We start from the raw sequence: 22,261 nt of genomic DNA on the forward strand, positions 1-22,261 counted from the left end.
ATGAACGAGACGATGCTGATCGAACCATCGGAAGGGCCCGCCTTTGCCGTCCTTCGTCCCGGCGGGGCGAGCGACGTGGTGCTGATCTGCGAACATGCGTCGAAGACAATGCCGAAGGCGCTCGGAACCCTAGGACTTGGCGAGGCGGCGCTGGAAAGCCACATCGCCTGGGATATCGGCGCCCAGCGGGTGGCGGAAATCCTGTCGGAAAGCCTCGATGCAGCGCTCGTCTCGCAACGGTTTTCGCGGCTGGCCTATGATTGCAATCGCCCGCCGGAATCGCCCGGGGCCTATCCCGAACGCAGCGAGATCTACGACGTGCCCGGCAATGCGGGGCTGAGCGCCAGCGACAAGGCGGGCCGTGCCGACGCGCTCTATCATCCGTTTCATCAGGCCATCGATGCGCTGATCGACGCGCGGCTGGCCGCAGGGCGGAACGTCGTGCTGGTGACGGTTCATTCGTTCACGCCGGTCTATTTCGGCAAGCCGCGGGACGGGCATCTGGGGATCCTGCACGATGACGATTCCCGGCTCGCCGATGCCATGCTTGACGCTGCCGCTTCCATGATGCTTGAACAGGTCAGCCGGAATTATCCCTATGGTCCAGAGGACGGGGTGACCCATACGCTCAAGCGGCATGGATTGACCCGGCAAATCGCCAACGTCATGCTTGAGATCCGCAATGATCTCATCTCCGATGAGGCCGGCCAGCGTCACTGGGCCGGGCTGATCGCCGAGCTTCTCGCCGCTTCACTGGAGCGGCTGACAACAGAAGGGGGACGTCTCCATGCATGAGTGCGCCATTCCGGCGGAGGCAGGAGGTCCGGCAGTTACGACCGGATGGCTGAACCGATGAAGTTCCTCGAGAGCTACATCCGCACGGTCGATGCCTTCAACAGGCGTGTCGGGCGGTTTGCCATGTACCTGATCTTCGCGCTGATGGGCGTGCTGTTCTGGTCGTCGCTGACCAAGTATGCAGGCTCACCGGCTCTGTGGACGCTCGAATTCGCGCAGTTCATCATGGTCGGCTACTACCTGCTGGGCGGCGCCTATTCCATGCAGATGGGCGATCATGTTCGGATGGACCTGATCTATGGCGGGTGGTCGCCACGGCGCAAGGCGGCGATTGATTCGGTCACCGTGCTGTTCCTGATCTTCTACCTCTGCGTTCTGCTCTACGGCGGCATTTCCAGCACCACCTATGCCATCGAATATGGCGAACGGGCGCACTCGGTCTGGCGGCCCTACATGTGGCCGGTGAAGCTGGTTGGCGTCATCGGCATCTCGCTGATGCTGCTGCAGACCACGGCCGAACTCTTCCGTGACATTCTTTTCCTGCGCGGCGTCAGCGTCAACCATGCAAGCGAGGCGGGCCTTTGAGCTACGAACTTATCGCCCTGTTCATGTTCGCCTCGATGATGGCGCTGCTCCTGACCGGGCAGCGGGTCTTCGGCGTCATTGGCGCCGTCGCCGTAATTGCCGCCCTGCCGCTTTGGGGCACTGGCGGCGTCGAGATCGCGTTCGCGCAATCGATCAAGCTGATGAAATGGTATCCGCTGCTGACGCTGCCGATGTTCATCTTCATGGGCTACATGCTGTCCGAAAGCCGGATCGCCGACGATCTCTACCGGATGTTTCATGTCTGGTTCGGCCCGGTTCCGGGCGGCCTCGCCATCGGCACGATCTTCCTGATGGTGGTGATCTCGGCGATGAACGGGCTATCGGTCGCCGGCATGGCGATCGGCGCCACCATCGCGCTGCCGGAACTCTTGAGGCGCAACTACGACAAGGTGATGATCACCGGTGTGATCCAGGGCGGCTCGTCGCTGGGGATCCTGATACCGCCTTCGGTGGTGCTGGTGCTTTACGGCATGATCGCCCGGCAGCCGGTGAGCCAGCTGTGGCTGGCGGGCGTGTTCCCGGGCCTCTTGATGGCCGGGTTGTTCATTCTCTACATCGCCATCCGCTGCCAGCTGCAGCCGCACCTGGGGCCGCCGCTCCCGAAGGCCGAGCGCGATGCCATCACCTGGAAGGAGCGGATCAGTCTGCTCCGCGCCGGCTTCCTGCCGTTCATGATCTTCTTCCTGATGAACGGGCTGTTCCTGATGGGCTATACCAGCCTGGTGGAAAGCTCGGCGGTCGGTGCGCTGGCCTCGATGGCGGCTGCCTTCATAAAAGGCCGGCTGACCAAGGAGGTGATGGAGAACGTCATGCGCAAGACGCTCGGCATCTCCTGCATGTTCATGTGGATCATCCTTGCGGCACTGTGTTTCGGAGCGGTGTTCGACGGGCTTGGCGCGGTGCGGGCGATCGAGAACTTCTTCCTCGGCCAGCTCGGTCTCGAGCCCTGGCATGTGCTGATCCTGATGCAGCTCAGCTTTTTGCTCATGGGCACATTCCTCGATGACACGGCCATGCTGGTGATCGTGGCGCCGCTCTATGTGCCGCTGGTCAAGGTGCTTGGGTTCGATCTGGTCTGGTACGGCGTGCTCTACACCATCACCTGCCAGATTGCTTACATGACGCCGCCCTTCGGCTATAATCTGTTCCTGATGCGCGCCATGGCGCCGCCGGAGATCCAACTGCGTCATATCTATCTGTCCGTCATTCCCTTCGTTGCGGTCATGTTGCTCACATTGGTGATCGTGATGATGTTCCCGGAACTGGCATTGTGGCTGCCGGAGCAATTCCGCGGCAAACTCCAGGGCTGAAGTGAGCTAAACCGAAGAAGACGAAACCATAAAGGAGAACAGCATGAGCAATCTCAAGAGGCGTCAATTTCTTACCAAGGCCGGCGTCGCAGCCGGCGCCGCAGCCGGTACGGCGCTTGCCGCTCCGCCGGTGCTGGCGCAGGAGCCGATCCGCTGGCGCATGCAGACCTATGCCGGCGCAACGCTCGGCCAGTTCGTCACCCAGCCCTTCGTTGATGCCTTCAACAAGGCGGCGAATGGCGAGATGGTGATCGAGCTGTTCTTCGCCGACCAGATCGTGCCGACCGGCGAATTGTTCCGCGCCATGCAGGCGGGAACCATCGACGCGGTGCACTCGGACGACGATTCGATGGCGTCGCCCGTCGAAGTGGGTCTGTTCGGCGGCTACTTCCCGTTCGCCACCCGCTCGATCCTCGATGTGCCGGTGCTGTTTCAGCAGTACGGCCTGGCCGACATCTGGCGTGATGCCTATTCCGGAACAGGCGTCGTCTGGCTCTCGGCCGCGGGCCAGGATCCGTGCAACTTCAACACCAAGAAGGAAATCAAGAGCGTCGCCGATCTCGACGGCCTGAAGCTCTACACCTTCCCGACGGCTGGCCGCTTCCTCACCCAGTTCGGCGTGGTGCCGGTGTCGATCCCCTACGAAGATGCGGAAGTCGCGGTGCAGACCGGCGAGCTCGACGGCATGTCCTGGTCGGGGATCACCGAGGACTACACCGTCGGCTGGGCCGATGTGACGGACTACTTCCTGACCAACAACATCTCCGGCGCCTGGATCGGTTCCTGGTTTGCCAACGAGAAGAAGTGGAACGAGCTGCCGGAACATCTCAAGCAGCTCTACATGTCCTGCATGGAAGCCACCCACACCTTCCGCAACCAGTGGTACTGGGGCGGCGAAGCCAAGCTGCGCGCCACCGGCGACAAGCTGCAGCTTCGTTCGGTTCCGGCTTCCGAATGGAAGCAGGTCGAGGATGCCGCCGTGAAGTTCTGGGACGAAGTGGCCGCGGAAAGCGAAACCAAGGCCAAGGTCATCTCGATCTTCAAGGAGTACAACAAGGTCATCAACGCAGCCGGCTTCCCCTACGGCGAAAGCTGAGCCGGGCCTGACCGAAATCACGCCTCCCGGCTTGTCCGGGGGGCGGTTTGCCGCTACAGCGCTCACAAATCCAGGCCCCTTCAGGGCTGCTTACCAGGATCGATCCCATGGCCGGAAACCTTACCTTTGACGAGTTGAAATCTGCCGCCACATCCGGCGCTATCGACACGGTGCTGGTGTGCTGCGTCGACATGCAGGGCCGCCTGATGGGCAAGCGTTTCCACGTGCAGAACTTCATCGACTCGAGCCATGAGGAAACCCATTGCTGCAACTACATGCTGGCAACCGACCTCGAAATGGCGACGCCGAACGGCTATGCGACGACCAGCTGGCAGGCCGGCTACGGCGACTATGTGATGAAGCCCGACCTTTCCACCCTGCGCCGGGTGCCGTGGCTCGAAGGCACGGCGATGGTGCTGTGCGATCTTCTCGATCACCACAGCCACAAGCCGGTGCCGCAATCGCCGCGGCAGATCCTGAAAGTGCAGATCGCCCGGCTGAAGGAACTCGGCTACGAGGCGATGATGGCGACGGAGCTGGAGTTCTTCCTGTTCGAACAGAGTTTCCGCGATCTCGCACGTGGCGGTTATCGCGAGCTGACGCCGATCAGCGCCTACAACGAGGATTACCACATCCTGCAGACCACCAAGGAAGAGAGCATCATGCGCCCGGTGCGCAATCATCTCTTCGCCGCAGGCATTCCGGTCGAGAACTCGAAGGGCGAGGCCGAGACCGGCCAGGAAGAGCTCAACATCCGCTACGCCGAGGCGCTCGACTGCGCCGACCACCACACCATTGCCAAGCACGCGGTCAAGGAGATTGCCTGGGCCAATGGCCGGTCGGTGACCTTCCTGCCGAAGTGGAATGCAAACAAGGTGGGCTCGTCGTCGCATGTGCACATGTCGCTGTGGAGCGGCAAGACGCCAGCGTTCCGGGACGAAAACGGTGCGCATGGCATGTCCGACCTGATGCGCCACTTCATGGCGGGGCTGATCGAGTACGCATCCGACTACACCTGGTTCCTGGCGCCTTACGTCAACAGCTACAAGCGCTTCATGAAGGGTACCTTCGCGCCGACCCGCACGGTCTGGTCCGTCGACAACCGCACAGCGGGTTTCCGCCTGTGCGGCGAAGGCACCAAGGGCGTCCGGGTCGAATGCCGCATCGGCGGATCGGACATGAACCCCTATCTCGCGCAGGCGGCGCTGCTGGCCGCCGGGATCAAGGGGATCGAAGAGAAGCTGGAGCTGGCGCCACCGACCACCGGCGACATCTACGAGAATGCGGCCGCCAAGCACATTCCCTCGACCTTGCGCGCATCGACGGAAACCCTGCGGAATTCGAAGATGCTGCGTGAAGCCATGGGCGACGCGGTGATCGATCACTATGTGCGATGCGCCGAGTGGGAACAGGAAGAATTCGACAAGGCCGTGACCGATTGGGAAATCGCCCGCGGCTTCGAGCGCGCCTGACCCGGACAAATACCAAAACTTACATGATGGCTGGCACGGCCCCGAAATGGGGTGGGCCCCCAAGGAGACCAAGCAATGAGCAGTTTGAAGCTGATATCGCCGGTTGACGGTTCGGTCTATGCCGAACGCCCGGTCATGGGTGTGGAGGATGCAGCCGCAGCCGTCGCCCGCGCACGCAAGGCGCAGAAGGACTGGGCCCGGCGACCGCTGGAAGAGCGCATTGCGCTCGTCAAAGCGGGCGTCGCCCGTCTCAACGAGATGAGCGACGAAGTGGTGCCGGAACTGGCCTGGATGATGGGCCGGCCGGTGCGCTACGGCGGCGAGTTCGGCGGCGTCAACGAGCGCACCAACTACATGGCGGGGATTGCCGCGCGGGCGCTGGCGCCGATCGAGATCGAGAACTCGGCGCAGTTCGAACGTCGCATCGAGCGCGTGCCGCACGGCGTCGTCTTCGTCGTCGCTCCGTGGAACTATCCCTACATGACTGCCATCAACACGGTGGTTCCGGCGCTGATCGCCGGCAACACGGTGGTGCTCAAGCACGCAACCCAGACACTGCTGGTGGGCGAGCGCATGGTCCGCGCCTTCAGCGAGGCTGGACTGCCCGACGACGTGTTCATCAACCTGTTCCTGGATCACCAGGGAACCGAAAGCCTGATTTCGGCCGGCAGCTTCGACTTCATCAATTTCACCGGTTCGGTCGGTGGCGGCAAGGCGATCGAGCGGGCAGCCGCCGGCACCTTCACCGGGCTCGGCCTCGAGCTTGGCGGCAAGGACCCCGGCTACGTGATGGAAGACGCCGATCTCGACTGGGCCGTCGACGTGCTGATGGATGGCGCGATGTACAATGCCGGGCAGTGCTGCTGCGGCATCGAACGGCTCTACGTGGCGCGCCCGCTCTATGCGGCGTTTGTCGAGAAAGCCGAGGCCTGGGTCAGCTCCGGCCTCAAGCTCGGCAATCCGCTGGAGCAGGAAACCACGATCGGGCCGATGGCCAATGTACGCTTCGCGCAGGAAGTCCGGGCCCAGACCGCAGAGGCCATTCTCGGCGGCGCCCGCGGATTGATCGATCCGAATATTTTTCCGGCTGATGACGGCGGCGCCTACCTGATGCCGCAGGTCCTTGTCGACGTGACCCATGACATGCGGGTGATGCGCGAGGAGAGTTTCGGCCCGGTGGTCGGCATCATGCCGGTCGACAGCGACGAACAGGCGCTTGCGCTGATGAACGACTGCCAGTTCGGCCTGACTGCTTCGCTGTGGACCAATGACGCCGAGCGGGCGGCCCGCGTTGGTGCCGAAATCGAGACCGGAACCGTGTTCATGAACCGGGCCGATTATCTCGATCCGGCGCTGTGCTGGACCGGCTGCAAGGCCACCGGCCGCGGCGGCTCGCTGTCTGAAATCGGCTTCCACAATCTCACCCGTCCCAAATCCTACCATCTGAGAAAGAAATCCGCATGAGCCCGCGCGCCAACTGGTCTTATCCCACCGCAATCCGCTTCGGCGCCGGCCGCATTTCGGAGCTTGCCGAAGCCTGCGCTGCCGCCGGAATGAAGAAGCCGCTGCTGGTCACCGACCGGGGGCTTGCCTCGTTGCCGATCACCGTCAATGCGCTTGATCTCCTGGAGGCCGCAGGCCTCGGCCGTGCCATGTTTTCGGAAGTGGATCCGAACCCGAACGAGAAGAACCTCGAGGCCGGCGTCGCCATGTTCAAGGCTGGCGGCCACGACGGCGTTATCGCCTTCGGCGGTGGCTCGGGCCTCGATCTGGGCAAGCTGATCGCGTTTCAGGCCGGACAGAGCCGTCCGGTCTGGGACTTCGAGGATATCGGCGACTGGTGGACCCGTGCCAATGCCGATGCCATCGCGCCGATCATCGCGGTGCCGACGACGGCGGGCACGGGATCCGAGGTTGGCCGCGCCGGCGTGCTGACCAACTCGGTGACGCACGTCAAGAAGATCATCTTCCATCCGAAACTGCTGCCGTCTGTCACGATCTGCGACCCTGAACTGACCGTCGGCATGCCCAGGATCATCACGGTCGGCACCGGCATGGATGCATTCGCGCATTGCCTGGAAGCCTATTCCTCGCCGTTCTATCACCCGATGAGCCAGGGCATCGCGCTCGAAGGCATGCGGCTGGTCAAGGAAAATCTGCCGCTGGTGGTGGCCGACGGGTCGAACCTCGACGCACGCGCGGAAATGATGAGTGCTGCGGCGATGGGCGCGGTGGCGTTCCAGAAGGGTCTGGGCGCCATCCATGCGCTGTCGCACCCGATCGGCGCGGTCTACAACACCCATCACGGCATGACCAATGCGGTGGTGATGCCTCCGGTCCTCAGGATGAACCGCCCGGTGATCGAGGAGCGGATCGCCCGCGCCGCGGATTACATGGGAATCGGCGGCGGGTTCGACGGTTTTTACGATTACGTGCTGAAGCTTCGCGCCGATCTCGGCGTGCCGGACAAGCTGGCCGAACTCGGCGTCGGCCGTGACCGGATCGACGAAATGACCGCGATGGCGCTCGAAGATCCCAGCGCCGGCGGCAACCCGGTCAAGATGACCGTGGAGAACACCAAGGCGCTGTTCGAAGCCTGCATCTGAGCCTCCGCCCCTCCTTGTCCAGCCCTGTCTGGACAAAGCCGGCCCGCGCTTCCCGCGCGGGCCGGTTTTCGTTTTGGCGTTGAAAGGGATGGGGCCGGTTCGTGGGCCGATTGCAAAGAAATACTGGCGCAACTGCAAGATTTAGGATTACAATGGGTTTCGAAACCTGATTTTACTGCAGATCTATATTGAAATTGAACGATAAACGCCAAATTTGATGCTTTGGGGGAGATTATGGAGATGAACGCCGTTCTGCAGTTTCTTGATACCGAGAGAAACGGCGAGGAAGGCGCAGAGAGCATTCGCGGGCGGCTTCGCAAGATCATCAACGAGCTCGGATTTGACTATTTCACGCTGGTCCGGCAGCCCGGACCGGAGAACCCGGCGAGCGACATCATGCTCGAGGGTCAATGGCCGAAAGGCTGGCCCGAGCTTTACGTGAAACGGAAATACGCGACTATTGACCCGCTGGTCCGATATCTCGGTCACAGCCAGCGCGGCTATCGCTGGCGCGAGTCGGTCGAGGCCTTCAGGCAGGACCCGAACCACAAGCGCATGGAGCGGATGATGGTCGATGCGCGCCGTTTCGGCCTGGAAGACGGATATGTCTTCCCGGTTCACGGACGGCGTGGGCTGGTTGGGGTTCTGACCGTTGCCGGCCGCCCCGTGGAATTGTCGCCGTCGGAGATGGCGATGATGGACGCGCTTGCCAAGAAGGCGTTCTGGGAGCTTCTCGAGGCGGTGGATCCGAATGCGCACGAGCAGATCAGCCGGCCCGTTGCGATGCCGCTGACCCGCCGCGAAATGGAAACGCTGGAGTATTTGGGCTATGGCATGACGTCGAACGAGATGGGCGCCACGCTCGGTCTTTCGGCGCATACGGTCGACTGGTACATGAACGGCATCCAGGACAAATTGCAGGCCAGGAACCGGCATCACGTGGTAGCGATTGCCTTCAGGCTAGGCCTGATCTCTTAGAGCCCATCATCTTTAGATGAAATCGACTGAACCTGGCTTTTCACGCCCTGGACAGCGTCGCGCGAGGCTAACGGTGCTCGCGCCGCGTCGCCGCACGCTTCCAGCCAGATTACAAAATCCCGGCGTTCAAACGCTTCCAGCTAAAGATGATGGGCTTCAATTTGCACTGCAGCAAAACAGGCGTTAATGATTGAATGCGGGGTTCGCTCGAGCCTTGTTTTCCTTGCCCAAACCCGGGAGCCTGTCTGTGCCGATTTCCAAAATTCTTGTTGCCAATCGTTCGGAAATTGCCATTCGCGTGTTTCGCGCAGCCAACGAACTGGGCATGAAAACCGTCGCGATCTGGGCGGAGGAAGACAAGCTGGCGTTGCACCGCTTCAAGGCGGACGAATCCTACCAGGTTGGCCGCGGTCCGCACCTCGAGCGCGACCTGGGCCCGATCGAGAGCTACCTGTCGATTGACGAAGTGATCCGGGTGGCAAAGCTGTCGGGCGCCGATGCGATCCACCCCGGTTACGGACTGCTGTCGGAAAGCCCGGAATTTGCCGACGCCTGCGCCGAAAACGGCATCATCTTCATCGGGCCGAAGCCCGACACGATGCGGCGGCTGGGCAACAAGGTGGCGGCGCGCAATCTCGCCATCGAGATCGGCGTGCCGGTCGTGCCGGCAACCGAGCCGCTGCCGGACGACATGGACGAAGTGGCGCGGATGGCGGAGGAAATCGGCTATCCGATCATGCTGAAGGCCTCGTGGGGCGGCGGTGGCCGCGGCATGCGGGCCATCCGCGATCCGAAGGACCTGGCCCGCGAAGTCACCGAAGCCAAGCGCGAGGCAAAGGCGGCGTTCGGCAAGGACGAGGTCTATCTCGAAAAGCTGGTCGAACGGGCGCGTCACGTCGAAAGCCAGATCCTCGGCGATACCCATGGCAATGCCGTGCACCTGTTCGAGCGCGACTGCTCGGTGCAGCGCCGCAACCAGAAGGTCGTCGAGCGGGCTCCGGCGCCTTATCTGACCGAGGCGCAGCGGCAGGAACTGGCGACCTATTCGCTCAAGATCGCCAATGCCACCGGCTATGTCGGCGCAGGTACGGTCGAGTACCTGATGGATATCGACACCGGGGCCTTCTATTTCATCGAGGTCAATCCGCGCATCCAGGTCGAGCACACGGTGACCGAGGAAGTCACCGGCATCGACATCGTCAAGGCGCAGATCCACATCCTGGAAGGCGCTGTCATCGGCACGCCGGAATCCGGCGTGCCGGCGCAGGCCGACATCCGGCTCAACGGCCACGCGCTGCAGTGCCGCATCACCACGGAAGATCCGGAGCAGAATTTCATTCCGGACTACGGCCGGATCACCGCCTATCGCGGCGCCACCGGCTTCGGCATCCGGCTCGATGGCGGCACGGCCTATTCCGGGGCGGTGATCACGCGGTTCTACGACCCGCTGCTGGAGAAGGTCACGGCCTGGGCGCCGACACCGGAGGAAACCATCCGCCGGATGGACCGGGCGCTGCGCGAGTTCCGCATCCGCGGCGTGGCAACGAACCTCACCTTCCTGGAAGCGATCATCGGCCATCCCGAGTTCCGCAACAACACCTATACGACACGGTTCATCGACACGACGCCTGAGCTGTTCGAGCAGGTCAAGCGCCAGGACCGCGCCACCAAGCTGTTGACCTACCTGGCCGATGTCACCGTCAACGGGCATCCGGAAACCAAGGGCCGGCCGCTGCCGCTCGCCGATGCCGCGGCGCCGCGGGTTCCCCATGTCGAGGGCGAGGTCCGGCCCGGAACGCGGCAATTGCTGGATGAGCTCGGCCCGAAAGGCTTTGCCGACTGGATGCGGGCGCAGAAGCGGATCCTGATCACCGACACGACGATGCGCGACGGCCACCAGTCGCTGCTGGCAACCCGCATGCGCACGCACGACATCGCGGCCGTGGCCGGCACTTACGCCCGGGCGCTGCCGGATCTCTTGTCGCTGGAATGCTGGGGCGGAGCCACCTTCGACGTGTCGATGCGGTTCCTGACCGAGGACCCGTGGGAGCGGCTCGAGCTGGTGCGGCAGGGGGCTCCGAACCTGCTGCTGCAGATGCTGCTGCGCGGCGCCAACGGCGTCGGCTACAAGAATTATCCGGACAATGTGGTCAGGCATTTCGTGCGCCAGGCGGCGCAGGGCGGCATCGACCTGTTCCGCGTCTTCGACTGTCTCAACTGGGTCGAGAACATGCGCGTGTCGATGGACGCGGTGTGCGAGGAGAACAAACTCTGCGAAGCCACCATCTGCTACACCGGTGACATTCTCAACTCGGCGCGGCCGAAATATGACCTGAAATACTACACGGCGCTTGCGGCCGAGCTCGAGAAGGCCGGCGCCCACATCATCGCGGTCAAGGACATGGCCGGCCTGCTGAAGCCGGCTGCGGCGCGGCAACTGTTCAAGGCACTCAGAGAGGCCACCGACCTGCCGATCCATTTCCACACGCATGATACGTCCGGCATTTCCGCCGCCACTGTGCTGGCCGCGGTCGACAGCGGCGTCGATGCGGTCGATGCGGCGATGGACGCGCTTTCGGGCAACACCTCGCAGCCTTGCCTGGGCTCGATTGTCGAGGCGCTGAAGGGACATGAGCGCGATTCGGGTCTCGACACCGAGTGGATCCGCCGGATCTCGTTCTACTGGGAAGCGGTGCGCAACCAGTACGCGGCGTTCGAGAGCGACCTGAAGGGGCCGGCCTCGGAGGTCTATCTGCACGAGATGCCGGGCGGCCAGTTCACCAACCTGAAGGAGCAGGCGCGCTCGCTGGGGCTGGAAACCCGCTGGCACGAGGTGGCGCAGGCCTATGCCGATGCCAACCAGATGTTCGGCGATATCGTCAAGGTGACGCCGAGCTCCAAGGTGGTGGGCGACATGGCACTGATGATGGTGAGCCAGGACCTGAGCGTCGCCGACGTCGAAAACCCGGCCAAGGACGTGTCGTTCCCCGATTCAGTGGTCTCGATGATGCGCGGCGATCTCGGCCAGCCGCCGGCCGGCTGGCCCAAGGCTTTGCAGGCCAAGGTGCTCAAGGGCGAGAAGGCCTATACCGAACGCCCGGGCTCGCTGCTGCCGGATGCGGATCTTGCCGCCGAACGCGCCGAAATCGAGGCCAAGCTGGAGCGCGATATCAGCGAGAACGAGTTCGCCTCCTATCTGATGTACCCGAAGGTGTTCACCGATTTTGCGCTGGCGACGGAAACCTACGGACCGGTGAGCATGCTGCCGACGCCCGCCTATTTCTACGGGATTCCGGTCGGCGGCGAGCTTTTCGTCGAGATTGAAAAGGGCAAGACGCTGGTCGTCCAGAACCTGGCCCAGGGCGAATCCGACGACAAGGGCATGGTCACCGTGTTCTTCGAGCTCAACGGTCAGCCGCGGCGGGTCAAGGTGCCCGACCGGGCGCATGGCGCATCGGGTTCGGCGGCCCGGCGCAAGGCGGAAATCGGCAATGACGCGCATGTCGCCGCCCCGATGCCCGGCGTGATTTCGACGGTTGCTGTGGCCGCAGGCCAGGAGGTCACAGCCGGCGACGTGCTGGTGTCGATCGAGGCGATGAAGATGGAAACCGCGATCCATGCGGAGCGCGACGGGGTGCTGGCCGAGGTGTTGGTCAAGACCGGTGACCAGATCGACGCCAAGGATCTGCTGATCGTCTATGCCTGATTGAGCCGTCCGGATCTGATCCGCCGCCGGTGTCCGGCGGCGGATGGATCACGGCAGTCCATAACATGACGAAATGCTGATCGATCCGCTTGCGCTCGCCGGATTGATTTCGCATTGTCGCATGGCTCGCGCTTTGCGGCGGCAATGATCGCCGTGGCCGGCATTCCGCACCGTCGTCCAGTTCCGTCAAGAAGGGTTTTCCATGCTCGCCGCCATACCGCTGATGATCGTGCCGCTTATCGTCTACAACCTGGTCCTGATCGGCCTGGTCGGCGACGGAGTCTCCGCGCTCGCGTCGACCATCACCTCGTTGTCTATGATGTCGGGCGCCACCTGGACGATGAGTCTGGGCGACCTGCTGATCACCGTTTCGCTGGTGCTTCTGTTCATCGAGGTGCTGAAGGCCACGCGCACCGGGTCTTGGTCGGTGATCGATCACATGCTGTCGATGTTCGTGTTCGTGGCGTTTCTGGTCGAGTTCCTGCTGGTGCGCGGTGCTGCGACCCAGGTCTTCTTCATCCTGATGGTGATCGCGTTCATCGATGTGATCGCCGGGTTCTCCGTCTCGATCCGCTCGGCGGGCCGGGATGTCTCGATCGGGTTGTAACCCGGCGTTTGCGATCTCGCCAGCGGAGCCTCAGCCTGCGTCGGGCGTGAAACCGGCGGCTTCGATGCCGGCGATTGCGGCGATCTCGTCATTGTCGGAGGTGTCGCCGGTGATCCCGACCGCGCCGATGATGGCGCCCTTGCGATCCCTGACCAGCACGCCGCCAGGAACCGCGACGATCTTGCCGCCGGACACCGCCGAAAGACCTTCAAGAAAATGCGGGCGGGTTTCCGCCTGGGTGTTGAGCCAGCGCGAGCCGACGCCGACGGCAAGCGCGCCATAGGCCTTGCCGCTGGCGATCTCGAACCGCATCATCGACGCCCCGTCCTGGCGCTGGAAGGCTTTGACATGGCCGCCGGCATCGAGAACGACCACGGCCAGTGGCTTGAGACCGCGTTCCTTGCCTGTTGCGAGCGCGGTGTTGATGATCTTGAGTGCCTTGGCCAGGGTGAGTTCGGTCATCGGGAATGCCTTTCGGGTCAATGTCGGGAACAGTTCTGACGCTTATAGGCCCGGAAACGGGCCGTGCGCCACCGCTTTGGCCCGGATCGGCGGAGGAAAGCTGTTTCGCCGGAAAGGAAACAATCCGCAGTGTTTATGAACGCCCGGTCAAAGGTGGGACCGGGCCGAGGGATCTTCGGAGGGCATCGTTCGGGGAAGGATCAGCTGTCGATCGAATTGATCTTGTCCTGCAGCTGCTTGAGCTGGGTCTTGAGATCATCGATATCCTTCGAGGTGTCCGACTTCTTCGGAGTCTCCTCGGGCTGTGTCGAATGGGCGAGCGCGAAGGGCGAGAACATCTGCATCGCCTTCTGGAACATCTCGGTGTTGCGGCGGACCTGCTCCTCGACCAGCTGGATCGGCAGCTGGATGTTGCGCGCCACAGGGTTGTCGCCGAAGGCCTTGGTGATCTGGGCGCGGACCTGTTCCTGCTGTTCGGTCAGCGCCGACATGGAGTGTTCAAGGTAGCTCGGCACCACCATCTGCAGCTGGTCGCCGTAGATCGAGATCAGCTGCCTTAGGAAGGACACCGGCAGCAGCGTGTTGCCGGTCTTGGATTCCTGTTCGAAAATGATCTGTGTCAGCACGGAATGGGTGATGTCGTCGCCGCTCTTGGCGTCGAGAACGATGAAGTCCTCGCCCTTCTTGACCATGACCGCGAGGTCATCCAGCGTCACATAGGTGCTCGTGCCCGTGTTGTAGAGACGGCGATTGGCATATTTCTTGATCGTGATGGTGCCGGTGTTCTTCGCCATTCTTCACTCTCCTCAAATGGTCTCCCCAGACCAGATCCTCGCCTTGTTGACCCAGACTGTAGGCGAAAACGGTTGATAAAGACAATTCCTTTGTGCGATGCGGCGAAAGCAGCCGGAAATCATCAGACTATGGTCCTGATTAAACCGATTGCATGTAAAATTCGGCGTCGGGGCATTTGACATGAACATCAAGCTCCGTCACGTTCTGGGCAACTCCTCACACTCACATGACAGGGAAATTCCATCATGAGTTCCATCGTAATCGCCAGTGCCGCCCGCACCCCGGTCGGGTCTTTCAACGGTGCTTTGTCCTCGGTTGCCGCCCACGATCTGGGCGCGGTCGCCATCAAGGCAGCGCTCGAGCGCGCCGGTGTTGCACCGCAAGAAGTCGATGAAGTGATTCTCGGCCAGATCCTCTCCGCAGGCCAGGGCCAGAACCCGGCGCGCCAGGCGGCGATGGCTGCCGGCATTCCGCAGGAAGCCACGGCCTGGGGTCTCAACCAGCTGTGCGGTTCGGGCTTGCGCGCGGTCGCGCTCGGCATGCAGCAGATTGCCAATGGCGATGCCAACATCATCGTCGCCGGCGGCCAGGAATCAATGTCGATGGCGCCGCACGCCATGCATCTGCGCAACGGCGTGAAGATGGGCGCCGCCAACATGGTCGACACCATGATGCACGATGCACTGACAGACGCCTTCTACAATTACCTGATGGGCAACACCGCGGAAAACGTCGCCAAGCAGTGGCAGCTTTCGCGCGACGAGCAGGATGCGTTCGCGGTCGCCTCGCAGAACAAGGCGGAAGCCGCGCAGAAGGCCGGTAAGTTCAAGGACGAGATTGCCGCGGTGACGATCAAGGGCCGCAAGGGCGACACCGTCGTCGAAGAAGACGAATACATCAAGCACGGCGTGACCATCGAGGGCATCTCGAAGCTGCGTCCGGCCTTCGACAAGGAAGGCACCGTGACCGCCGCCAACGCATCGGGCATCAATGACGGGGCTGCGGCCACCGTGCTGATGAGCGAAGCGGAAGCCGCAAAGCGTGGCATCACCCCGATGGCACGGATCGTTTCCTGGGCGACCGCCGGCGTCGATCCGCAGATCATGGGCACCGGCCCGATCCCGGCATCGCGCAAGGCGCTGGCGAAGGCCGGCTGGAGCGTCGGCGATCTCGACCTGGTGGAAGCCAACGAGGCGTTTGCCGCACAGGCCTGCGCGGTCAACAAGGACATGGGCTGGGATCCGGCGATCGTCAACGTCAATGGTGGCGCGATTGCCATCGGCCACCCGGTCGGCGCATCGGGCGCGCGTATTCTCAATACGCTGTTGTTCGAGATGGTTCGCCGCGACGCCAAGAAGGGCCTGGCGACGCTGTGCATCGGCGGCGGCATGGGTGTGGCGCTCTGCGTCGAGCGCGGCTGAGTGTAGATTACGGTAACAGTCTGGGAGGATTGGCATGAGCAAGGTAGCAATCGTGACGGGAGGGTCCCGCGGGATCGGGGCAGCGATTTCGATCGCGTTGAAGGCGGCCGGCTACACGGTCGCCGCCAACTATGCCGGCAATGACGAGGCGGCGGCGAAGTTCACCGAGGAGACCGGCATCAAGACCTACAAGTGGTCGGTGGCCGATTACGACGCCTGCGTCGCCGGCATCGCCCAGGTTGAGGCCGACCTCGGCCCGGTCGCGGTGCTGGTCAACAATGCCGGCATCACGCGGGACGCCATGTTCCACAAGATGACGCCGCAGATGTGGGGCGAGGTGATCAACACCAACCTCACCGGCCTGTTCAACATGACCAACCCGATCTGGGGCGGCATGCGCGACCGCAAGTACGGCCGCATCATCAACATCTCCTCGATCAACGGCCAGAAGGGCCAGGCCGGCCAGGTCAACTACTCCGCCGCCAAGGCCGGTGACATCGGCTTCACCCGGGCGCTGGCCCAGGAAGGCGCGCGCGCCGGGATCACCGTCAACGCGATCTGCCCCGGCTATATCGGCACCGACATGGTGCGCGCTATCGACGAGAAGGTGCTGAACGAGCGGATCATCCCGCAGATCCCGGTCGGTCGCCTCGGTGAGCCCGAGGAAATCGCCCGCTGCGTGGTGTTCCTGGCGTCCGAGGATGCAGGCTTCATCACCGGGTCGACGATCTCGGCCAATGGCGGCCAGTACTTCAGCTGACCGCATCGGACCATCGACTTGATCAGCGCCCGGCGGGAAACTGCCGGGCGTTTTGATTTGGCGCTCATGTCCTTGCGGATCGCTTCCGGCAGCCGGTTGATTTAAGCTAGAACACCTCTTGTTCAAGGAGACAGCGGCGATGATCGATTACACGCTTTACTACTGGCCCATCCAGTTTCGCGGTCAGTTCGTCAGGTCCGTTCTTGCCCATATCGGCTGTGCCTGGGAGGATGCCGGATATGAGGCAGTGCTTGCGCAAAGAACCTCACCGCCGGGCGAGCAGCTGATCGCGCATATGGGGCCGCCGGTGCTGACGGACCACGAGAGCAACGTCCATCTGTCCCAGATGCCTGCGATCCTGGCGTACCTCGGAGAAAAACACGGGTTGATGGGCCAAGACCCGGTGACAAGGGCGATGTGCCTCAAGCTGGTGTGCGATGCCAATGACGTGCTCTACGAGATGACCCGGTACAACGGCGAACAGATGTGGACGGATGCGGCCTGGGTGGAGTTTCAGCCAAGGTTGCATCGCTGGATGAGGATTTTCGAGGAGACGGGCCGGCGCCATGGCCTGACGGCGCAATCGGGCTTCATGCTGGGAGGCGATGCCCCAGGCATCGCCGATCTTGCGACATCAACGCTGTGGGGTACCATGACCGCCAAGATGCCATCGCTCCGGCCAGTGCTCGACGAATATGCGCCAGCAATATCCGTTCTCTCCGACCGTATTGCGGCACTCCCATCCCAGGCCGAGCTCCGGAAACGTAGTGACGCCCTGTATGGCGAAGCCTGGTGCGGCGGCCAGATCGAGGCGTCGCTTCGCGCGGTGCTTGGCCACGGGCAAGGATGATCAAGTCGCCCAGGCAAGTTTGAATTCCGCAGGGCCGGAAAACGATCTATTGTGTGCCGGGAGGAGTGAGCGGATGTGCAGATTTCGAAAGTCGATGATTTCAACCGTCACCGTCATTGCGGGATTGGTTGCGACGGCGGTGCCCGCGCTCGCCGACCGGATCGATGGCGACTGGTGCTCGGCCGATGGCAAGCATCTGAGCATCGAAGGCCCGCGGATCATGATTCCGTCGGGGGCCGAAATCTCCGGCCAATACGACCGCCACCATTTTCGCTATTCAGCACCTGCAGGCGACCCGGAAGAGGGGCAGACCATAGAGATGCAGGTGCTGTCGGACGAAGAGATGTGGCTGCAGCGGACAACGGGCGGCGAGAAGATGCCGGTCGAGACCTGGCGGCGCTGCCAGGTGACCAGCTAGCCGGCCACTCCGGCGCGCTAGCGCCATTGTCTGGATCCGAGGTCAAAGGTTAACAAAAGCGGCTGTCAACCCTTTGATTTCCGTGTTTTCGCGCGTGTGGATAGGCGGTCTGGCGTTCAGCGGCACAAGATCTGGTATGGAACAAACCGGGAAATCCGGCTCAAGGCTGATTCGTCGCCGATTCGTTCCGGCGCTGTTCCGGAAGTTAACGGAACCGGGAAAATGCCGCCGAATGTGTTTACCAAGCGTTTGGAATGTTTAACGAAATCTGAACACCGGACTCGGCCTGCGAGGGCGCGGCAGAGGTGGTGCTGGCGTGAATCCTGGCGGCAAAGGTTAATTTTTGCCGGGTTCGGCGTGGCGGATACTGTGCCCAGCTTTGGAAACTAGTGGCAATGCTGCAGCCGTGAACCAATATCTTGTGGTGAACAAACGGCCAACATCGCCCAGTCAGTGATTCGTCGCCGATTCGTTCCGCGGCTGTTCTGAAGGTTAACGGGATCGTTCAAATGAGAAGAATCTGGTTAACGAAGTGTTTGGATTTATTGCTAAATCCTTAAGGGCGGCGGTCGGCTGCAGCGCGACGGAGCGGCGCCGAATCCAAAGGTTAACGCAGAGGTGCGGGCAGGTCGGCAATGCCGTAAGGGCGATTCAGCATGTGGTGGCGCAAAGCCTGCCACGGGGCAGATGTTGCGGTGAACAAAAGCGGAATCAGGGCGAGTCATTGATTCGTCGCCGATTCGTTCCGCCACTGTTCCAATGGTTAAATTGCGCGCTGTCGGAGTCTTTGCGATTAGAGCCGATCATCTTTAGATGGAATCGTTTGAACGCCGGAATTTCGTGATCTGGCAAGGAGCGTGAGGTGAAGCGGCGCGAGCGCCGTTAGCCTCGCGCGACGCAGTCCAGAGCGCGAAAGGCCAAGTTCAGACGATTACAAGAGTTCCTTCTTGGCGAAACATCCTTGTCCACCAGGCTTGGACGTCTTTTCCGCGCCAGCGTCGTCAAAATCCTCGCACGATGCGCTGCATCGCGCTTGCGGTTTTTCCTCGCTGGCACGAAAAATCCTGTCCATCAAATCGCTTCCAGCTAAAGATGATCGGCTCTAGCCCCTGTTTCGCCTTCTGCGATGTGTTAGGTAACACTCGACTTGACCTGAATACGGACGACATGCCCGCTTCCCGCAGCCATCCCCCGAAACCATTGATCCTGTCCGGGCGCGGCGTCACAGCCGTGCTGGGGCCGACCAATACCGGCAAGACACATTTCGCCATCGAGCGGATGGCGGCGCATTCGTCCGGTGTGATCGGGCTGCCGCTGAGGCTCTTGGCGCGCGAGGTCTACGGGCGCATGGTTGACAAGGTTGGCGTGAGCCACGTGTCGCTGATCACCGGCGAGGAAAAGATCACGCCGCCGGGTGCGCGCTATTCCGTCTGCACCGTGGAGGCGATGCCGCAGGAAACCAATGCGGCCTTCGTCGCCATCGACGAAGTGCAGATCGCCGGCGATCTCGAGCGCGGCCATGTGTTTACCGACCGGATCCTGTCGCTGCGTGGCCGCGAGGAAACGCTACTCCTGGGATCGGCTACGGTGCGGGGGATCCTCGAGCGATTGCTGCCCGGGATCACCATCGTCGAACGGCCGCGCCTGTCGGAGCTGCACTATGCAGGCTCAAAGAAGATCACCCGGCTGCCGCGACGGTCTGCCATCGTGGCGTTTTCGGCCGACGAGGTCTATGCGATCGCCGAGTTGGTGCGGCGGCAGCGCGGCGGCGCCGCGGTGGTGCTGGGGGCGCTCAGCCCGCGCACCCGCAACGCACAGGTCGAGCTCTATCAGAACGGCGACGTCGACTACCTGGTAGCGACAGACGCAATCGGCATGGGACTCAATCTCGATGTCGACCATGTGGCCTTTGCCCAGGACCGGAAATTCGACGGATATTCCTACCGGCAACTTACGGCGTCAGAATTCGGCCAGATCGCCGGTCGGGCGGGCCGGCATCTGCGTGACGGCACCTTCGGGGTTACCGGCCAGGTTCAGCCCTTGCCCGACGAGCTGGTGCAGCGGCTCGAAAGCCACGTGTTCGAGCCGGTCAAGATTCTGCAGTGGCGGTCCAAGCAGCTCGACTTTTCCACGCTGAACTCGCTGCAGGCCAGTCTCGAGCAGATCCCGGCGGTGCAGGGGCTGACCCGCGCGGTGCCGGCGGTGGATCAGCGCGCGCTCGAGCACCTGGTCAATGATTTCGAGGTGCGGGACCTGGCCAGCACGCCGAAGAATGTCGCCACGCTGTGGGACGTCTGCTCGCTCCCCGATTACCGGCGCATTGCCCCGGCGCAACATTCCGACCTGATCGCCACGATCTATCGCGACCTGATCCGCAGCGGAGCGGTGAACGAGGATTTCCTGGCGGAACAGGTGCGCAGAACCGACGCGACGGATGGAGAAATCGACACCTTGTCGGCCCGGATTTCTCAAATCCGGACATGGACATATGTATCAAACAGACCCGAATGGCTTGCCGATCCGACACACTGGCAGGAAAAGACGCGCGAAATTGAGGACCGATTGTCCGATGCGTTGCATGAAAGGTTGACGAAACGCTTTGTTGACCGCAGGACATCTGTGCTCATGAGGCGCCTGAGAGAGAACGCGATGCTCGAAGCTGAAATCAGTGTAAACGGTGATGTCTTCGTTGAAGGTCACCATGTTGGACAATTGGCCGGATTCCGTTTCATGGCGGATGCGTCGGCGGACGGGCCGGACGCCAAGGCCGTGCTGGCGGCTGCGCAAAAAGCGCTTGCGCTGGAATTCGAGGCACGGGCCGCACGGCTGCATGCGTCGGGCAATTCCGACTTCGCCATCGGGGCAGATGGAACCGTGCGCTGGCTCGGCGATCCCGTTGCCAAGCTCGCAAGCGGCGATCATATTCTCAAGCCGCGCACGATCCTGCTTGCCGACGAGCAACTGACCGGGACAGCGCGCGATTTCGTTGCCGCGCGCATCGACCGCTTTGTCAATCACCACATCGCAACGGTGCTCAAGCCGCTCGACGACCTGACCCGGGCCGAGGACCTCGATGGCCTGGCGCGTGGCCTGGCGTTCCGGCTGGCTGAAAATCTTGGCGTCCTGTTCCGCCGCGACGTGGCCGAGATGATCAAGGATCTCGACCAGTCGGCGCGGGCATCCTTGCGCAAATACGGGATCCGCTTCGGAGCCTATCACATCTTCATGCCGGCGCTGCTGAAGCCGGCACCGGCCGAACTGGTGACGCTGTTGTGGGCGCTGGCCAATGACGGGTTCTCCAGGCCCGGCTATGGCGACGTGACGCCGCTGCTGGCCGCCGGCCGTACATCTGTGGCCACCGACCCGGAGATTGACCGCGAGTTCTATCGCCTCGCCGGGTTCCGGTTCCTCGGAAAGCGCGCGGTGCGGATCGACATTCTCGAGCGGTTGGCCGACCTGATCAGGCCGGCGCTGCAGTGGAAGCCGGGCACGCAAGGGGCGCGGCCGGAAGCCGCCTATGACGGCCGCCGGTTCATCACCACGACCGGGATGCTTTCCATTCTCGGCGCCACGCAGGATGACATCGAGGAAATCCTCAAGGGTCTTGGCTACCGCGCCGATGCGGTTCCGGCCGAGGAAGCGCAAAGCCATATCGCGAGCCTCGATGCGGCACAGGCGGAGGCCGCAGGTGCGGCCGGCACTGGGCCCGTGGTCGAGGTGGTTGTCTCGCGAACTGCGGCCGATCGTCCGCACAAGCCGGTTTCACCGGCAGCCGAGCAGGCTGCCTCATCCGATGCTGCAGCAGACGAGACCGTGAAAGCGACGGCAGAAGTCCCGGCTGACACGGCGGAAGCGCCGGCGTCGGGCGAAGAGACCGGTGCGCAGCCGGCTGAAGTTTCCACCGACAGCGTTGCCGCCGAGGCAGGCGTGCCGGCGGCGGAGGAAACTCCGGCAGGCGATGCGCCAAAGGCGGAGACGGCAGAGGAAGCCGAGGCGCCGCGTCCGGTATTGTTGTGGCGGCCGGGTGGCCGTCAGGATGGACAGCGCGGTCCGCGCAATGCACCCGGCGAAGGCCGCGGCCGCCGCGAGAGCGGAAACCGCAATGCCCGTTCCGGCGAGAAACCGGAAGGTGAGGGCGCTGCCGAAGGCGAAGGCCGGCCCAACAGGGGGCACCGCGGAAAGCCCGGACATCAGGGCAAAGGCGGACCCGGACGGGGCGGTCCCGGCAAGGGCGGGCAGGGCAAGGGCCGTCAGGACGGCGATGCCAATCGCGGCGGACGCAATAATGACCGGCCGCAGCGCAAGGAGAAGCCGATCGATCCGGATTCGCCTTTCGCAGCGCTTGCAGCCTTGCGCGACCAGCTGAAAAAATAGGCCCC

17 protein-coding genes are annotated in these 22,261 nt (G+C 62.7%); 15 read left to right on the forward strand and 2 right to left on the reverse strand.

Annotation, left to right across the window (positions count from 1 at the left end; translation table 11 throughout):
• From O4H62_RS12880 to O4H62_RS12925, 10 genes are all read left to right on the forward strand, one after another.
• A complete protein-coding gene (locus O4H62_RS12880) occupies positions 1-795 on the forward strand; it encodes an N-formylglutamate amidohydrolase (protein WP_269388328.1) in 795 nt (264 codons plus the stop codon).
• Between the two features lie 45 nt (positions 796-840).
• Positions 841-1,380 carry a TRAP transporter small permease subunit gene (locus O4H62_RS12885; protein WP_269388330.1) on the forward strand — a complete coding sequence of 180 codons (540 nt, stop codon included), beginning with the start codon at positions 841-843 and terminating at the stop codon, positions 1,378-1,380.
• Positions 1,377-2,711, forward strand: coding sequence for a TRAP transporter large permease (locus O4H62_RS12890; protein WP_269388332.1), 1,335 nt, complete (start codon positions 1,377-1,379; stop codon positions 2,709-2,711). The genes O4H62_RS12885 and O4H62_RS12890 overlap by 4 nt, the downstream gene beginning before the upstream one ends.
• Positions 2,712-2,754: 43 nt before the next feature.
• Positions 2,755-3,807, forward strand: coding sequence for a TRAP transporter substrate-binding protein (locus tag O4H62_RS12895; RefSeq protein ID WP_269388333.1), 1,053 nt, complete (start codon positions 2,755-2,757; stop codon positions 3,805-3,807).
• Between the two features lie 107 nt (positions 3,808-3,914).
• The gene (locus O4H62_RS12900; protein ID WP_269388334.1) at positions 3,915-5,279 is read left to right on the forward strand and encodes a glutamine synthetase family protein; all 1,365 of its coding nucleotides are present in this window, start codon (positions 3,915-3,917) and stop codon (positions 5,277-5,279) included.
• Positions 5,280-5,354: 75 nt separating this feature from the next.
• Positions 5,355-6,743 carry an aldehyde dehydrogenase family protein gene (locus O4H62_RS12905; protein ID WP_269388336.1) on the forward strand — a complete coding sequence of 463 codons (1,389 nt, stop codon included), beginning with the start codon at positions 5,355-5,357 and terminating at the stop codon, positions 6,741-6,743.
• Positions 6,740-7,885, forward strand: a complete 1,146-nt coding sequence (locus O4H62_RS12910; RefSeq protein ID WP_269388338.1) for an iron-containing alcohol dehydrogenase — start codon at positions 6,740-6,742, stop codon at positions 7,883-7,885. The genes O4H62_RS12905 and O4H62_RS12910 overlap by 4 nt, the downstream gene beginning before the upstream one ends.
• A gap of 234 nt (positions 7,886-8,119) precedes the next feature.
• Positions 8,120-8,863, forward strand: a complete 744-nt coding sequence (locus tag O4H62_RS12915) for a helix-turn-helix transcriptional regulator (protein ID WP_269388339.1) — start codon at positions 8,120-8,122, stop codon at positions 8,861-8,863.
• A gap of 247 nt (positions 8,864-9,110) precedes the next feature.
• Positions 9,111-12,569: a pyruvate carboxylase gene (gene pyc, locus O4H62_RS12920; RefSeq protein ID WP_269388340.1), complete on the forward strand. Its 3,459-nt coding sequence runs from the start codon at positions 9,111-9,113 to the stop codon at positions 12,567-12,569.
• 202 nt (positions 12,570-12,771) lie between these two features.
• Positions 12,772-13,176 (forward strand): hypothetical protein, encoded by a 405-nt coding sequence (locus O4H62_RS12925; RefSeq protein WP_269388341.1) that lies wholly within the window; start codon positions 12,772-12,774, stop codon positions 13,174-13,176.
• Between the two features lie 30 nt (positions 13,177-13,206).
• Here the strand turns inward: O4H62_RS12925 and O4H62_RS12930 are convergent, their stop codons facing one another.
• Both O4H62_RS12930 and phaR read right to left on the reverse strand, forming a co-directional pair.
• Entirely contained in the window at positions 13,207-13,638 is a 432-nt protein-coding gene (locus tag O4H62_RS12930) for a GlcG/HbpS family heme-binding protein (protein WP_269388343.1), read from the reverse strand.
• Positions 13,639-13,838: 200 nt separating this feature from the next.
• A complete protein-coding gene (gene phaR / locus O4H62_RS12935; RefSeq protein ID WP_269388346.1) occupies positions 13,839-14,432 on the reverse strand; it encodes a polyhydroxyalkanoate synthesis repressor PhaR in 594 nt (197 codons plus the stop codon).
• Between the two features lie 246 nt (positions 14,433-14,678).
• Between phaR and O4H62_RS12940 the strand changes: the two genes are divergently transcribed.
• The 5 genes from O4H62_RS12940 to O4H62_RS12960 all read left to right on the forward strand — a co-directional run bounded on the left by O4H62_RS12940 (position 14,679) and on the right by O4H62_RS12960 (position 22,256).
• Complete coding sequence (locus O4H62_RS12940; protein ID WP_269388348.1) at positions 14,679-15,854, forward strand: acetyl-CoA C-acetyltransferase; 1,176 nt, start codon at positions 14,679-14,681, stop codon at positions 15,852-15,854.
• Positions 15,855-15,888: 34 nt separating this feature from the next.
• Entirely contained in the window at positions 15,889-16,614 is a 726-nt protein-coding gene (gene phbB, locus O4H62_RS12945) for an acetoacetyl-CoA reductase (RefSeq protein WP_269388350.1), read from the forward strand.
• A 139-nt stretch (positions 16,615-16,753) separates the two neighbouring features.
• Positions 16,754-17,464 (forward strand): glutathione S-transferase family protein, encoded by a 711-nt coding sequence (locus O4H62_RS12950; RefSeq protein ID WP_269388353.1) that lies wholly within the window; start codon positions 16,754-16,756, stop codon positions 17,462-17,464.
• A 73-nt stretch (positions 17,465-17,537) separates the two neighbouring features.
• Positions 17,538-17,882 (forward strand): hypothetical protein, encoded by a 345-nt coding sequence (locus O4H62_RS12955; RefSeq protein ID WP_269388355.1) that lies wholly within the window; start codon positions 17,538-17,540, stop codon positions 17,880-17,882.
• A 1,167-nt stretch (positions 17,883-19,049) separates the two neighbouring features.
• Entirely contained in the window at positions 19,050-22,256 is a 3,207-nt protein-coding gene (locus tag O4H62_RS12960; RefSeq protein WP_269388357.1) for a helicase-related protein, read from the forward strand.
• The last annotated feature ends 5 nt before the right edge of the window (positions 22,257-22,261 follow it).

Source organism: Parahoeflea alexandrii (assembly GCF_027214025.1).
Classification (GTDB): Bacteria; Pseudomonadota; Alphaproteobacteria; order Rhizobiales; family Rhizobiaceae; genus Hoeflea; species Hoeflea alexandrii_A.